Raw genomic sequence first — 15,964 nt, forward strand, 5'->3', positions numbered from 1 at the left:
ACACTCCTTCCACCCACGTACAGGGAGCGGGCCGCATGCCGAAGGCACCCACCACCGACCTCCTCGACCGGGCCCGTGCCTGGCTGGCCGAGGACCCCGACCCGCAGACCCGCGAGGAGCTGGCCGCGCTGCTGGCCGCCGCCGAGGGCCCGGAGGCCGAGGCCGAGGAGCGGATCGCCTGGTCGCGGCTGGCCGAACGCTTCGACGGGCGGCTCCAGTTCGGCACCGCCGGCCTGCGCGGCGAACTCGGCGCCGGCCCGATGCGGATGAACCGCGCCGTGGTGATCCGCGCCGCCGCCGGCCTCGCCGCGTACGTCCGCAACAACCCCGCGCTCGGCGACCTGGTGGTGATCGGCTACGACGCCCGCCACAAGTCGTACGACTTCGCCCTCGACACCGCCGCCGTCGTGGTCGGCGCCGGCCTGCGCGCCGCGATCCTGCCCCGGGCGCTGCCCACCCCCGTCCTCGCGTACGCCATCCGGCACCTGGGCGCGGCGGCCGGCGTGGTCGTCACCGCCAGCCACAACCCGCCGCAGGACAACGGCTACAAGGTCTACCTGGGCGACGGCTCGCAGATCGTCCCGCCCGCCGACGCCGACATCGCCGCCGAGATCGACGCGCTCGGCGCGCTCGCCTCCGTGCCGCGTGCCACCGAAGGATGGGAGGTCCTCGGCGAGGACGTCCTGGACGCCTACCTCGACCGCGCCGTCTCCGTCCTGGAGACCGACGGGCCCCGCTCGCTCACCACCGCCTACACCCCGCTGCACGGCGTCGGCCGCGACGTGCTGCTCGCCGCGTTCGAACGCGCCGGCTTCCCGGCGCCCACCGTGGTCGCCGAACAGGCCGAGCCCGACCCGGACTTCCCCACCGTCGCCTTCCCCAACCCGGAAGAGCCCGGCGCGATGGACCTGGCCTTCGCCACCGCCCGCGCCGCCCGCCCCGACCTGGTCATCGCCAACGACCCCGACGCCGACCGCTGCGCCGTCGCCGTCCCCACCCCCGACGGCGACTGGCGGATGCTGCGCGGCGACGAGGTCGGCGCCCTGCTCGGCGCGGCCCTCGCCGCCAAGGGCGCGAGCGGCGTCTTCGCCACCACCATCGTCTCCTCCACCCTGCTCGGCAAGATCGCCGCGTCGGCCGGCCTCGGCTACGCGGAGACCCTCACCGGCTTCAAGTGGATCTCCCGCGCCGAGGGCATCCGCTACGGCTACGAGGAAGCCCTCGGCTACTGCGTCGACCCCGACGGCGTCCGCGACAAGGACGGCATCACCGCCGCCCTCCAGATCGCCGAACTCGCCGCCGGCCTGGGGCGCGACGGCCGCACCCTCACCGACCTGCTCGACGACCTCGCCCTCGCCCACGGTCTGCACGCCACCGACCAGCTCTCGGTCCGCGTCGAGGACCTCACCGTCATCACCGACGCCATGCGCACCCTCCGCGACAAGCCCCCCGTCACCCTCGCCGGCCTCACCGTCACCCAGGCCGACGACCTCACCGCGGGCACCCCCGACCTCCCCCCGACCGACGGCCTCCGCTACTACCTCACCGGCCCCACCGTCACCTCGGCCCGCATCGTGGTCCGCCCCTCCGGCACCGAGCCCAAGCTCAAGTGCTACCTGGAGGTCGTCCTCCCGGTCGCCACCCGCGACGACCTCCCGGCCGCCCGCGAACAGGCGCACGCCCTGCTGACCACCATCAAGCAGGACCTGGCGGCAGCCGCCGGCCTCGCCTGACCATTCGTCACCTCCGCGAAGGGGCCCGGGCAGTAACGCCCGGGCCCCTTCGTAACGCCCTTCGACGAAGCGCCGGGCCGCACTACGATCACCTGACGCTCCAAGCCCGGTCCCACCCGGGTCGCACGCGCACGACAGGTCGTCCAGGCACGAGGCACGGAAGGGGAACGTCGATGGAAGCGCTCTTCGCCGACGGATCGGAAGCCGAGAACTCGGGGGCGGACGATGTCGACCGACGGCAGTCCGCCTACTTCGACGCCGTCCGCCGGGGCGAAACCATCGGCGAACCCGACGCCGACCTGTGGCGGGTCGACTGGGCGACCGGCGTCGACCTGGACCCCCGCATGGTCTGGCACCTGCGGGTCGGACCAGTGGTGGCCACCGCCTGGAACGTGGTCGACGGCCGTCCCGTACTGGCCACCGCCGTCAGAATCGACGAGCAGCCACCGGCCGACCCGAAGCTGCAGCGACACCGCCTGGAGGTCCGGGACCTGCTGTCGGGCCAGGTGCGCACGGTGGAGTGCGAGGTTCCCGTCCGCGTCCTGGCCTTCGCACCCGACGCCGCGGAACCGCTGCTGATCTCCGGCCACGAGGACGACACGGTCCGGACGTGGGCCCTCGCGGACCTCGCGCACCGACAGACGCTCAAGATCGGCGAAACACCGTCTGACCTGGCGGTACTCGGCTCCGGGCCCGACACCCACCTGCTGGTCAGCACCGGTTGGGGCCACCTCGAGCGGTGGGACGTGGCGACCGGCGCACTGCTGCCTCTCCCACCACTGCCGCCCGTTGACACGATCGGCGCCGGCACCCTCGCGGACGGGACGGTCGTGCTGCCCGTCGAAAGAGACGTCCTGCTGTGGAACCCGAGTGACAACCGAGTACGGCAGCTCCAAGTCCCCGCCGGAATGCTTCCGATCAAAGGCGCCACCGTGTGGCGGTCGGCCGGACGGGAGGTGCTGACTCTTCTCGATGTGCGCAACGTCGTCATCACCATCGACCTGGCGACCGGTCAGCATGTGCGGCTCACGGCACACGAGGACACCTCGCCGGGCGGGTTGACAGTGACCCGGGACGGCAACCCGACCGTGTCAGGGTCCGCCCTCGCGATCCCGGTCAAGTGGCAGGTTCATCTCTGGGATGCACACACCATGCGTCCACTCGGACCTCCCCTCACGGGACCCGTCGCGCAGGCCTCCACCGATGCCGTTTGCTGGAAGGGCCGCGACCTCCTACTGACCTCCTCCGAGCGGGACGGGGTGGTCGCGCTCTGGGACTTGACCGTCCCGGTGGAGCGCGAGCCCGGCCACCGCCAGGGGCTGGCGGCCGTCACCGTCACCGAGCCGGACGGGGTAGTGGTCAGCGCCGACGAGGGCGGAACGCTGGTGGCCCGTCGTGCTGCTGACGGCAGCCTGCTCGTGTCTCCCGTCGCCACGGACATCAAGATGCCCAAGGCCCTGGCCGCCTGGACCGACGGCGACCGCCCGCACGCCGCCACCGGCTACGGGCGCCTCAACGAGCACGAGCCGCTCCTGTACCGCTGGGACTTGGCCGCCGCCGGCCCCTCCGGCGCACCGGTCCGGACCAACAGCTCCTTCATCCAATGGATCGTCCACCAGCGCCTGCGCACCGGCGACGCACTCATCGCCCACGGGTTCCAGGACATCGCGATCCTGAACCCCTCCGACGGATCGCTTCTCGCCAGCGTCCCCCACCGCGTCGGGCAGCTCACGACCGGATTCGCCGTCGGCAAGGTCGGCGGACGCGCGACCGCCGCCCTGTCGTCCTACGCGAAGCCGGCCCGGCTGATCAACCTGGACAACCCGTCGTCCAGGCCGAAGATCCTGCGAGGAACCGAGGGCCACCACGTGCTGGCACTCCTCGACGGCCGGCTCGTCACAGTCCGCTCCGAGCTTCTGACCCACCACCGCGCCACCGCACTCCGCGCCTGGGACCACACCGGGCGGCCCGCAGGGCCGGAGATCGACGGCCCCACCCCCGTCACCGCCGTCGCGGGCCTCACCTGGCCTGAGCTGTACGTTGCCCGCGCCGACAGCACCCTCACGCTCGTCGACCTGAGCACTGGCAAGCCATCGACCCCGCCACTCCTGCTGCCCGCCCCCGCCACCTGCCTCGCGGCCATCGCCGACGAGGGTGTGGTGGTCGGGTTCGGCCACGACGTCGCACTCGTGCGACCACCGGACCGGAAAGGCTGCTGAAAACGGACCGGGGCACCCCCGAAGGGGCGCCCCGGCTTTAGCTAGAGGTTCCTCGTATACAGTGGCGCCAACTCGTCATAGAAATTCTTTCCGAGCGGCAGTCCATGTTTTCCGAACGCCTCTTCTGCAATTGATTTCAAAGAGCAGAAGTTGCCACCCAGGCTGCGGGTTCTGTAATGCCCGGACAGGGCGTTCATTTCAACAATAATCCCCTCGCTGTTGACCCTGAACTCGCCGGCCAGGTGGACACTCTTTCCCCCCGTCAGCGTGGTATGACCCGCTTGCCCCTTACTCATGACCCCGTTCGCGTCGGACACGGCATGAAGCGAGCCGTCCGTGCGGACCGCGAAGATGTACGTCCCCTCTTCCAGCTTTTCCTTCTCGGCCACCTTCCTGGAATTCAGGGCCTTCGAGGGCTTGGGCTGCGGGCTGTTGTCGGTTTCCCCGTCGGGGTGCCCATCTTTGCGATCCGCCTCCCATTCCTTCTTCTCGCAGTTGTGAACGAGAAGCGACGTACCACCCGACTTGACGTAGTAGGTGTGCACGTCCGCGACCGTGAGGTCGTGGGTGACGGCGTCCTGGTGGTAGTTGCGGACCTCCGTGACCGTGACGGTGCTGCCGTCCAGGGACTTGACCTGGTCGCCGGGGGTGAGGTTCTGCGCCTCGGTCCAGCGCTTGGTGGTGATGTCCCACAGGGGGTGGTGCCAGGTGGTGGTGAGGGTGGTGTCGCTGTGCGCGGCCCCGTCGTTCGTTCCCTCGGTGCGGAACTTCAGGTCGGTGAAGTCCCGGTCGTCCAGGGTGGTGATGGTGGCGACCACCGGCTGGGCCTTGGTTTCCCCGGTCTGGGGGTCGGTGGCCTTGACCTGGTCGCCCTGCTGGAGCTGGTCGATGGCCTTTGCGGTGCCGTCGGCCAGTTCGACCGGAGTACCCGCCAGGAAGCTGTGACAGCCCTGCGAACTGGATGACGCTTCGTCGGGTTTCGGTTTCGCGTCCTCGGCGGCTTTGGCTCCTGCCCGTTCGGCCTCGGCCGCCTCGTGCTCGGCCTTGCGGGCCACGGACAGTGCTTCCTCGGCGCCCTTGGCCACGCGTTCGGCGCTGCGGATCGCGTCGTAGGCCTTTTCGCCCTCGCGCCACAGCTTGAACGCCTTGATGCCGACCTTGACGGCCTTGAAGACCTTGGCCCAGGGCACGAAGTTGAGGGCGGTGTTGATGCAGCCCATCACGTCGCCCTTGGTGAAGCAGTCGCGGGCGTCGTTGAAGCCGATCAGGTCGCCGACGACATCGACGATCTTGCTGACCAATTCCTCGCGCGCCTGCTTCGCCTTGGCGAGTGCCTCGTCGGCGGCCTGCTTCTGCCGGGCTGCCTCGTTGGCGGAGTCCTGCGCGGCCTTGCTGGCCGGGCTGGTGGTGGTGCTGCCGTTCCCGGAGCCGCCGCCACCGCCGCCGCCACCACCGCCGCCACCGCTGGAGGTGGGAACGGGGTTGACGCCGTGGCAGTAGCCGTCGTCCAGGACCTGGCAGGTACCGCTCGGGTCGGAGCCATCGATCGGGTTGTTGTTGGCGTACGCGTAGCCGTTCCAGGACTGTGGATCGGAGGCGTCGAACAGCGGGTCGATGGAGAGGAAGCGTCCGGTGGACGGGTCGTACTGGCGGGCTCCGAGGTTGGTGAATCCGGTGCCTTCGATGGTTCCGCCGACGAAGCCCCGGTCGCCGGCCCAGACTCCGCTGCCGGGCTGGGTGCCGCGGGCGTTGCCGAAGGGGTCGGTGGGGCGTCGGACCGCGGTCAGGCCGGCGGCGTCCATCTGTACGCCGTTGGTGCCGTGCGGGTCGGCGGCCTGGTAGTTGAGCGTCGTGCCGCCGGTGTCGACGGTGCTACGGGCGATGGTCAGGCCGCCCGGAGCGGCGTAGTAGCGGACGGCGGACAGCTTGTGGGTGGCGGTGTCGAGGGTGACCTCGTCGGTGCCGAGGCGGAGGGTGGTCTTGCCACCAGTGCGGCGGACGAGCTGGCTGCCCTCCACGCCGTAGACGTAACTGGTGTCACCGGAGGCTCCGGTGTCGTGCACCTTGGCGAGCTTGCCCTGGTTGTTCCAGGTCAGGGTCTTGGTGCCCGAGGTGTCGGTGAGGGAAGTGGTGTTGCCGCTCGCGTCGTAGGTGGACGTGACGACCTTGCTGGTGCCGTTCACGCTCGTGGTGGAGGTGAGCAGCGCGTGCGGTCCGCCGGTGCCGCCGCCCGTGGCCGGGTCGGTGCTGGGGGTGTTGGGGCCGGTCGCGAAGGTCTGGTCGATCTGCTTGTCCTTGACGACCGCGCCGGTGGTGTCGTGCTGGACCAGCTTCTTGCGGTTGCCGGTCAGATCGTAGGAGTAGGACTGCCAGTACGGGGCCGGGCCACCGATCCGGGAGCCGGCGGTGAGCGCCGTCGGTTCGGTGGCGTTGGTGCACCCGCCGATGCCCTGCACCGAGGGTGCCTGGGCGCTGGTGGTGGTGCCGGTGTCGGTCCATGCCGCGCTGAGCCGGCCGAGGTAGTCGTAGGTGAAGCACTGCAGGTCGGTGTTGACACCGTCCTGGACGGTCTTCACCGACGTGATGGACCCCATCTGGTTGTAGGTGTAGTCCGTGACGTCCACGTGGGTGGTGGCCGTGGTCTGCTTGTCCAGGGTGGACCGCACGACGTGGCCGGTGGCCGGGTCGTACTGCTGGGTGGAGACGACCTGCTTGCCGGCCTTGCCGATGGTGGTGCGGGTGGCATGGCCGAACCGGTCGTACTGCATGTCCTGGACGTAGTAGTCCAGACCGCTGGAGGTCTGGAAGTTGCCGTCGATGTCGAAGGAGTTTCCGACCGTCTCGGCCTTCAGACCGGCGATGGCCGGCAGCTTGGTGCTCTCCAGCAGACCGAGGACGCTGGAGTAGCCCATGGACAGGGTGTAGGTGCCGGCCAGCTCGGTCTCGCCCGGGATCGACGGGATCGTCATCGACGTCCCGGTCGGCCGGTAGTTGAGGTCGTATCCGGTGACCTTGCTGACGTACCCGACCCTCCCGCCGCCGTTCGGCGCGTCGGCGTAGGCGGTCGACGAGTCGGGCTTGCCCAGGACCAGCCCGTCGTACGTCCACGACGCGATCTTCTTGCTCGCGTCCGTGGTGTCGGTGCCGTCGAACTGCGCGACCTGACGGCCCAGCAGGTCGTAGGTCACGCTGGTCGACTTGCCGCGCGCGTCGGTGGTGCTGGCGACGTGCCCGGCCTTGTCGTAGACCGTTGTCGACGTGCCGGAGTCCGGGTCGGTCGAGCTGGTCGGCTGACCGAGCTGGTCGTAGCTGTAGGTCCACCGGTGCGGCGGGTTGCTGCTGTCCTGCCGCCAGCTCGGCCGGCCGAAGATGTCGTACCCGAAGGTCGTCGTGTCGTAGGCGCCGGTCGGGGTGTTGGACTTGTACTGCCGGGCCTCGACGACGGCGCCGGTCGCGTCACTGATCGACGCGGTGGCGAAGCCGCCGGGCGGCGGGGTGGTCTCGACGCGGTCGGCGCCCAGGTAGGACGTCGTGCTGCGCCACTGCTCGTGACCGTAGGAGACGAACTTGCTGGCGGTGACGCGGCCAAGGCCGTCGTAGTCGTTCCAGGTCTGGGTCGCGACCTCGGAGTCCTGCGGGAGGTAGACGACCGGGACCGGGCCGGAGTCCGCGTTGTAGTACGACGGGGTGGACTTGATCTGCCAGCCGTGGGAGTCGAAGGTCGACTCGGAGATGAGGCGGCCGACCTGCCCGGAGGCGGGCATCGACTGCGACTGGCGGATGCGGCCGAGACCGTCGAAGATCTGCAGGCTCTTGCTGTAGGTGGTGTCCTCGCGGATGCTCTCGCTGGTGACGATCGACGGGGACGCCACGCCGTTCAGCGCGTACGTGAACTTGCGGTTCGGGGCTTCGTTGCCGTTGACGTCGGCCGGGTCGCGGCCGGGGAGCCAGACCGCGGTGAGGCGGCCGAGGGCGTCGTAGGTCTCCAGCGTGACGCGGCCGTTCTCGTCGGTCGCCTTGGTGGGCAGGCCGCGAGCGGGGTCGATGTCGTGGGTGGACTTCCAGCCGAGCGGGTTGGTGACCTCGACCTTCGAGGGCAGCTCACCGGTGGCGGGGGTGTACACGGTGGTGGTGGTGGCGCCGCCCGGGTGGGTGGCGTCGGTGCGGTTGGGGTCGGTGGTCGAGACCTGGCGGCCGTAGCCGTCGTACTGGGCCTTGGCGGTCACCCGGTAGGTGGGCGTGTTGCCCGCGCCGTAGGACTCCAGGACGCGGGTCTCGGTCTGGTCGGCCTTGTCACCGATGGTGCCGAGCGCCTGGCCGTCGTAGAGGGTCAGGGCGTCGGCGATGGTGTTGTCCTTGGTCGGCGTCTGCCCGCAGGCACCGGCCAACGTCAGGACCCGGGAGGGCAGTTCGGCCAGCGCCGGGTTGGTGCCGGAGGCGTAGGTGATCGCGGTGCACTGACGCTGCGGCAGCCCGCTGAGCGAGGTGTCGCCGAGGACGTCCGTGGTCAGGAGGCGTCCGACGTGGTCCTCGTCGTAGGTGGCGTTGCGCTCGGTGGTCCGCCAGCTGCCGTCGGAGAGCAGCGAACGGGTCTGCACCTTGGCGGTGTTGAGGTACCGGGCTGTGACCTTCGGGAGGTTGTTGGGCTGGGTGTGGGTCGCGGTGATCTTCGACATCCACGGGGTGGTCAGCTCGCCGCCGACGACCTTGGCGTCCGCCGCGTCCGATTCGAAGTTCTGGGTCTCCCGGACGAATCCGGCCAGTTCCTCGGCGTCGGTGATGGTGCCGCCCCAGCTGTCGGCCACCTGCCCGCCCATGCCGCGCAGGAAGGTGGTCGTGGACTTGGTCCTGGGACCGTCCGAGCCGGAGCCCGTGGTGGTGGTGACGGTCTGGTAGCCGCGGAAGTTGTCGTAGGTGCGGGTGTCGTCGTCCGCGAACTCGGAGTCGTTGCGGTGCCAGGCCGCGCCGCCGCCGTAGCTGTACTGGGTCTCCTTGGCCACGGTGGCGCTGGTGACCAGCGACGCCTCGGAGATCGAGGAGACCAGGTACTTGTGGAACCAGTCGTCGATGGGCTTGGTGTCGTACGGCGAGCCCGGCGGCACCCACTTCACCGGCATGCAGGCCTTGGTGTTCCCGGCCTCGGAGGTCGGCAGGGTGTTGTTGAGCCGGGAGCACTCGACGGGCTTGTAGGTGACGGTGATCCGGCCACCGGTCTCGGTGGTGATCTCCTTCATCCGGGGGCGGTTGAACTGCGAGACCGCCGGGACGAGGCCGTCGACCCGGTTGGGCATCTGCGCGGCCGTGAAGGACACGGCGGGCAGCGTGATGTCGGCCTGGCCGTTCTTGCCGGTGCGCTGAATGGAGTTCAGCCACAGGGTGGGAGCGGTGTTGTCACCCGGGTCGGAGAACACCTGGTTGAGTGCCCAGGAGTCCACCACGCGGGCGGCGCCGCCCACGTACACGGTGGTCTCGACCTTGGTGAGTCGCTTGGAGGTCCAGAACGAGGGGCCGTAGTTGGTGCAGGCGCCGGACGAGGCGCAGGCCTGGTCGAGCGGGGTGTCCGGCCAGGAGGACTGGTTGGCCACCACGCGCTGGGCGTCGCTGCAGGTGATCGAGCCCGAGGCGAAGCAGCGCTCCGCGGTGCTGAAGGTGATCTTCGCCGCGGGGTTGCCGGCGCCCTTGGACGCGATCTGGTCCGACAGCCGCAGGCCGTACTGGATCTCCGCGACGGTGGAGTACCGGTCGTACGCGGTGCGGGTGCCGGTGCCGTTGTTCTGGCCGCCGCCGCGCGCGTAGTTGTTGGACTCCTTCGCGTACTTGTACTTGATCAGGTTGCCGTGGAGATCGACGATGTGGTCGAGGTTCCACTGCCAGCCCATCTGGCACCAGGACGCCAGACCGGTGGAGGCGCTGTAACACGGGTCTCCGGCGTGCGGATGGTACACCGGCACGGTGTTGACCGAGTCGGTGGCCGGGTCGGTACCGTCGCCACCGGGCAGGTGGTTGGCACCGAAGTAGTACTGGGTGCCGTCAGTGGTGGTGACCTTGAAACCCTCGCCGTTCCAGGCCCCGTTGTTCAGGCCGGTCAGCGGGGTGATCCGAGTGCCGTCGTCGCCCTGCAGACGCAGTTCGCCGGTGGTGTCGTCCTTGACCACCAGGCCGGCGTGGCCGGCCAGGTTGAGCTGGAGCGACTGCCCGGCCCAGCACTCGTCGCCGGACATGTCGATGCCGGACTTGGCGCACGGCTTGTACGAGCGGGAGATCGAGCCGGCCGAGTAGTCCCAGCCGTCACCGACCCAGCCGGACTGCGAGTTGTTGGCCGCGGTCCGGCCGTCCACCGACGAGGAGTCGTAGCCCAGCATCACGCTGGGCGCGGCCCCGCCTACCGCGGTCGGCATGTCGAAGGTGTACGAGTAGGTGAAGTTGCCGGAGCCGGAGCCGGCGCTCCAGGCCGCGGACGGGCTGATCGGCGTCGCCGCGTAGGAGCCCGACGGGCCGGAGGAATCGGTCTGCAGGGACAGCACCAGCGCGCCCGAGGACGCGGTGGAGTTCTGCTCGACGAACCCGGCCTGCACGACAGCCCCGGTGGAGCCGCCCTCCAGCGCCGCGTGCGTCGTGCCGGCGGCGGGGGCCTCGGGCAGTTGCACGTCGGCGGTCAGTTGGCCCGACAGCTGCTCCAGGGTGGACGGCAACGGGGAGCTGGTGCGGCACTCCGGCTTGTCCGGGGTGGTGAGCGCGCACTCGGGCAGCCGCACCAGCCGGGCCCGGTCGGACCACATCGCGTTGCCGGTCAGCGCCCTGACGTCCAGTGAGACCTGGAACTTGTGCCCGGCCCTGGCCGAGCCGCCGGCCCCTTCGACCCTGACCACCGGACCGGTCGAGCCGGCGGCCTTGGCCTTGCCTTCGTCCAGCAGGTCGACCTTGACGGACGGCGTGCCGGCGGCCGCGTCCTTCGCGGTGCCGAGATCGGCCAGGAACACCGGCAGGTCACCGGCCCGGACCTGGGCCTTGCCACCCGCCGCCGGGGCGGCCCCGCCGCCCAGCCGGCGGGCCGCCAGCTGCTCCTCCGACACGTCGGCGACCTGGACGGTCGCCGAACCGGGCTTCGCCGGAGCCGCGGCGGACTTCTTCCACTCCTTCGGCACGCCACCGCCGGGGGTGGCATTGATCTTTCCCTCGTTCCGTCCGTGCACCGATTCCGTCTGCTGCAGTGGCGTGCTGGGCGGAACCCACACCTTCGGAGCCTTCTCGGCGAACGCCGGTGGCGCGCCGAGCAATGACCCTGTCACGGCCATGAGCGTCAGCACCCCTATCGCCCGGTACCGGCCTTTCAGCCGGCGCCGGAGCGGGGTGCGTGCTCGCTGTGCCCCCATCTCTGTCTCCCCAATTCAGGTGGGACCACGCACAAAAGACGCCCCGTCAGGCAACAGGGCGTCATGGAGCATGTGCAGTGGTCTGCACTGAAACTAAGGATTGACGGGTCACCAACACCAGCCCCGGACAGTCAAATTGACCATCCCGTTACAAGGCTTTGAGACACCGCCGCCATATCGGAGGAAAGTGCGCCTGAAACCGCCCCGGTGGAATTCACCCGAACAATTCCCGGGCATATTTCCGAGGCGGTGGGAGCCGGCCGAGGGCGCTGGAGAGCCCTCGGCCGGGCCTGTTCGGCTGTCCGTCAGGCGACCGCCCCCGAGCGCCAGCGCTGCGCGTAGGACTGGTTGCAGTCCCAGATCTGCAGCTGCGTTCCGTTGGCGATGTTTCCGTTCGGCATGTCCAGGCAGCGGCCGGACATCGGGTTGAAGAGCGATCCGTCGGCGCGGAAAACCCACTGCTGGGCGGGGTTGCCGTCGCAGTTCCACAACTGGATCTTGACGCCGTTGCCGGTGGCGGCACCGGTGACATCGAGACAGCGGCTGAGGATCTTGATGGTGCCGTTCGGCTGCGCGGTGGCCTTCTGGGCGGTGCTGTCGCTGCAGTCCCAGACCTGGATCGCGGTGCCGTTGGCGTCCACGGAGCCGTTGGCGTCGAGGCACTTGTCGGCACCGACGGCGGTCGGCAGGTCGGCCACCAGCCGGCCGGTGATGCTGCCGGGATTGGTCGGGACGTCGTACACGACGGCGTCGCTGATGTTCCCGTCGAACGAGGCGGCGTACCCGCCGGCGTTCTGGTAGTTGCCGATCACCAGCGGCGCGTTGTAGCCGAACTTGCCGCTGTGGACGGCGCTTCCGGCGAGCATGCCGTTGACGTACAGCGTCATCACGCCGGTGCCGGCGTTGTAGCTGGCGGTCAGCCGGTCCCAGCGGTCCTGCTGGAAGCGGGCGGCGGAGCTGCCGCTGGACGAGGTGGTGTCGTAGCTCTTGCTCGTGTTGTCGCTGGTGGCCATCGAGAAGTGCCAGTTGCTGTCCTGGTCGGGGCCGAGGGTGAAGCCGCTGGAGGCGGTGCCCTTGGTGGACAGGACCGGGCCCTGCTTGCTGCCGTCCGCGGTGCCGGGCTTGGCCCAGACGCTGACGGTGAAGGACTTCGAGGTGTCAATGGTGAGGCGGCCGGTCTGGGTCGCCGAGTAGTCGATCACCGAACCGGAGTCGACTCCGCTGCTGTTCTTGCCGGCGAAGTGCGCGACGGTGGTGCTCGTGCCGTTGACCGTGTCGGTCGGGAAGGTGACCGCCGAGCTGGCCGTCATCGGGTACCGGCCGTACACGTCTGTGACGGCGGCATTGTCGAGCTTGACCCGGCCGAGCGCGCGGCGGGTGTCGCCCTGGTCGGCCGGGGTGCTGCCGAAGCCGGTGACCATGGTGGAGCCGGTGGCTGCGGCACCGGGCCAGACCTTGAGGTGGTTGGCCGCGTCGAGGGCCCACAGGTCCGGCAGGCCGTCCTTGGTGGCGTCGCCGCTGGAGCCGAGCTGCGGGTAGGCGGAGACGGTGAACTTCTGCGTGCCGACCACCCGGGCCTTGCTGGTGGGGTCGGCCAGGTTGCCGAAGTCCAGGAAACCTCCGGCGTTGAGCTTGATGTCGTGGGCGCGGATGGTGCCGTCCGTCTTGTCCCGGGTCCACAGGGTGGGCTGGGCAGTGCCGGAGGCGGCACCGGGGTTGATCAGCTCGTAGTTGCTCCAGTCGGCGCCGGAGACCTTGAGCGCGGGCGCGTTGACCTTGTTGGTGGGCTCGGTGCGGTAGAGCCACAGGTTGCCGCCCTCGACCGTGAGGATCGAGGTCTGGTTGATGGTGGTCAGGGAGTCGTTGTCGTTGAGGCCGGCGTTCAGCGAGCCGAGCGAGACCACCTGGGTCAGCCCGGTCCAGGTGCTGTTCCACCCCGCGGGCGCCGCGGTGAGCGGGGCGCCGTCGAGGCCGACCCAGGACGTCGGCTTGGGCAGGAGCACGGGTGCCTTGAAGGTGCCGTCTCCGTTGTTCTGGTACAGGTACAGGTTCTTGGCCAGGGACGTCCCGCCCGAGGGGGTGGCGCTGGTCCAGACGACGGCGTCATCCACGGCGGCGGGCATCTCACGCAGGGCGCCCAGGTGGGTGGTCCTGACGGTCACCCCGGCGGCCGGGTCGCTCTTCCAGCTGGTGCCGCCGGGCGCGAGGCCGAGCGGAGCCGCCTGGGAGGTGGTCGCGTCACTGTCCAGGCCGACGACCCGCAGGTTGCCGAGGTCGTCGGGGAGCAGGATGTCGCCGCGGCCGTCGGCGTTGAGGTCACCGGGGGTGCCGGTGCCGATGCTCGGGTCCCAGGGGGCGTAGAAGGTGTACGGCATGGGCTGGCTGTAGTTGCCGGCCACGTCCATCGCCTGCACGAACAGGGTGTTGGTGCCCCAGGTGGTCGGGGTGAACGGGAAGGTGCCGGAGGAGCCCTTGACCACACCGTTGTTGTTCGGGACACCCGCGGCGTCGCAGGACCAGCCGGTGACGGCGGTCGGGTCGGTGCTCCAGCGGATGCAGGCCACGCCCGAGGCACCGAGGCCCGGGCCGGGCGCCGGGTCCTGGGCGGCGACCGTGAAGCTGCCGGCCTCCCGGACCTTCTTCTTCGGGAGCGCGCCGATCGTGCCGCTGGCCGGGAAGTCGGTGGAGGCGATGCTCACCTGCGGCGGGGTCTTGTCGACGCGGAAGTAGCACCACGGCGTCTCGCCGGACCGCAGCTGGGTGTCGTCACCGTAGGCGTTCCAGCCGTACTGGTGGCCGTCCGCCAGCCCGCCGACCGCCACCGGGGCGGGACCGTAGCTGCCGCCCCCGGTGGTGCTGGGGTACAGCTGGGGGGCCGTCTTGTCGGTGTCGTCCCAGAGGTGGTACTTCGCCGTCACGGTGGCGCCGATCGGCGACCAGATGTTGGCGGTCAGGTAGATGTTCTGGTTGGCGCCGACCCAGCCGGGCTGGTACCACGCGTAGCCGCCGCCCGGGGTCTGGCAGTCGTTGCCCTGGGTGCCGAGGGCCGGGTCGTTGACGAAGCCGGGCTGCGGCGTGGTGCGCGGCCACCAGATGGTGGGCGCGATGTCGTACTTCGTGACGATGTACGGGTCGGAGCTGAGGTGGTGCCGCAGTGCCTTGTCGTACTCGTCGTCGGCGGAGAACCCGATCGTCCAGTTCGGATACTTGCCGTTGACGATCAACTGCATCCAGCTCTTGACGTCATAGCTCAGCCGGCCGGTGTTGGTGACGTCGGAGTTGCCGACCCAGGTGCAGCCGGCCATCTTGCCGTTGGTGCCGCAGGGCTGGTTGTTCCAGGTGGTGGTGCCCTGGAAGGCGGGCGTGCTGTAGAGGTTGATCGTCGACTTGGTGTCGGGCGCGGCAGCGCTGGTCACGTCGACGAACAGGGTGGCCTCGTTGACGGTCGCGGTGCCGTGACTGCCGCCCTCGAACAGCCCGTCGGGGGTGGACATCTGGTAGTAGGCGCGGTAACGCCCGTAGCCGGTGCAGTCGGAGTAGCCGCAGTAGCCGACGCCGAGGTTGCTGAGCGTGTTGACGTTCGCGGTGTCCGGGTGGTTCTCCTGGACCTGCGCGTTGATCTGGGGGTGGTTGGTGATGCTCTTGTCCGGGTCGAGGTACCAGGGCCCGGTGCCCTTGCCGAAGGTGGCCGGGTCCGGGGTGAGCACCAGTTCCGTGTCGCTGACGGAGACCCCGATGGTGGAGACCACGGCGCCCGTGCCGGGTGCGTCCGGGGTCGAGACGTCGGCCGTGGCCGTCGCCGCGGCGACGGGTGCGGCGAACATCGATTTCGGCTGCGTCGCGCCCGGGTTCGCCAGCGGGGACGGGGCGGGGGCGGTGCTGGAGTCCCACTGGAACGGGGTCGGCGCGTGGACGCGCACATTGCCCTGGGCGTCCGTGAACGAGATGTTGCCCGCGGCGTCGGCGCTGGCCTTCATGCCGGTGGTCTGCAGCGGGAAGTGCAGGCTCTTCAGCCGCGGGTCGGCGGCGGCCTGTGCGGTCTTGACGACGATCACGTCCCGCCAGCCGCCGTCCGGATGAGCGGTCACCCGCAGGTCCACGTCGGGCAGCACGGAGGCGTAGACGGCCGTGGCCCCGTCCAGCGTCGGCGTGGGCAGCGGGAACGGCGAGCTGATCGACATCGAGACGCCGTCGGCGCCCGTGGCCATCGCCAGCGGGCCGCTGCCGCCGCCGGAGAGCACCAGGTCCGCACCGGTCAGGGCCGGGGACACGGTGCCGTTGGCGTTGCGGTGCAGGGTCGCGTCGAGGGTCTGCCAGGAGCCGTTGCGCTTGGTCCGGACGTCCTGCGCGTGGGCCTCCGAATGCAGCGACCGGCCGTCGGTGTCGGCGAAGACCTCGGTGGTCTCGTTCGTCATCGAGTCGATCCGGACCGGCTTCCCGGTCTGACCGGCCTGCTGGAGGGCGGCCCGGATCGCCTTGGTGTGCTCGCTCTCGGCCGGTGGCGGGGCGGTCTCCGTGCCGCCGGTGGGCGTCGGCACGGGCGCCGGGTCCGCGGCCCAGGCGGCCGGGGAGGAGAGGGCGGTGAGCACGAGCGCCGTGGCCGCGGCCACCGTCGCCCGGCCGAGCACGCCTCTCCCGT

General features: G+C 70.1%; 4 protein-coding genes. 2 read left to right on the top strand and 2 right to left on the bottom strand.

Annotated features, from left to right (window positions below):
- Positions 1-35: 35 nt before the first annotated feature.
- Together ACFV18_RS25850 and ACFV18_RS25855 are read left to right on the top strand one after the other, a co-directional pair.
- On the top strand, positions 36-1,733 hold the full coding sequence (locus tag ACFV18_RS25850; protein WP_380487049.1) for a phospho-sugar mutase: 1,698 nt from the start codon (positions 36-38) through the stop codon (positions 1,731-1,733).
- 173 nt (positions 1,734-1,906) lie between these two features.
- Positions 1,907-3,952, top strand: coding sequence for a WD40 repeat domain-containing protein (locus ACFV18_RS25855; protein WP_380487051.1), 2,046 nt, complete (start codon positions 1,907-1,909; stop codon positions 3,950-3,952).
- A gap of 41 nt (positions 3,953-3,993) precedes the next feature.
- On the opposite strand, the gene ACFV18_RS25860 is transcribed toward ACFV18_RS25855, so the two are convergent.
- Both ACFV18_RS25860 and ACFV18_RS25865 read right to left on the bottom strand, forming a co-directional pair.
- Positions 3,994-11,247 (bottom strand): polymorphic toxin-type HINT domain-containing protein, encoded by a 7,254-nt coding sequence (locus tag ACFV18_RS25860; protein WP_380487053.1) that lies wholly within the window; start codon positions 11,245-11,247, stop codon positions 3,994-3,996.
- 383 nt (positions 11,248-11,630) lie between these two features.
- Complete coding sequence (locus ACFV18_RS25865) at positions 11,631-15,953, bottom strand: ricin-type beta-trefoil lectin domain protein (RefSeq protein WP_380487055.1); 4,323 nt, start codon at positions 15,951-15,953, stop codon at positions 11,631-11,633.
- Positions 15,954-15,964 lie beyond the last annotated feature (11 nt).

The sequence above is a fragment of the Kitasatospora sp. NPDC059673 genome, assembly GCF_042734215.1.
In the GTDB taxonomy this organism is placed as follows: domain Bacteria; phylum Actinomycetota; class Actinomycetes; order Streptomycetales; family Streptomycetaceae; genus Kitasatospora.

Excerpts from the sequence above, each read along its gene's own strand:
- ACFV18_RS25850 (WP_380487049.1), top strand. The coding sequence starts at position 36 with ATGCCGAAGGCACCCACCACCGACCTCCTCGACCGGGCCCGTGCCTGG.
- ACFV18_RS25855 (WP_380487051.1), top strand. The coding sequence starts at position 1,907 with ATGGAAGCGCTCTTCGCCGACGGATCGGAAGCCGAGAACTCGGGGGCG.
- ACFV18_RS25860 (WP_380487053.1), bottom strand. The coding sequence starts at position 11,247 with ATGGCCGTGACAGGGTCATTGCTCGGCGCGCCACCGGCGTTCGCCGAG.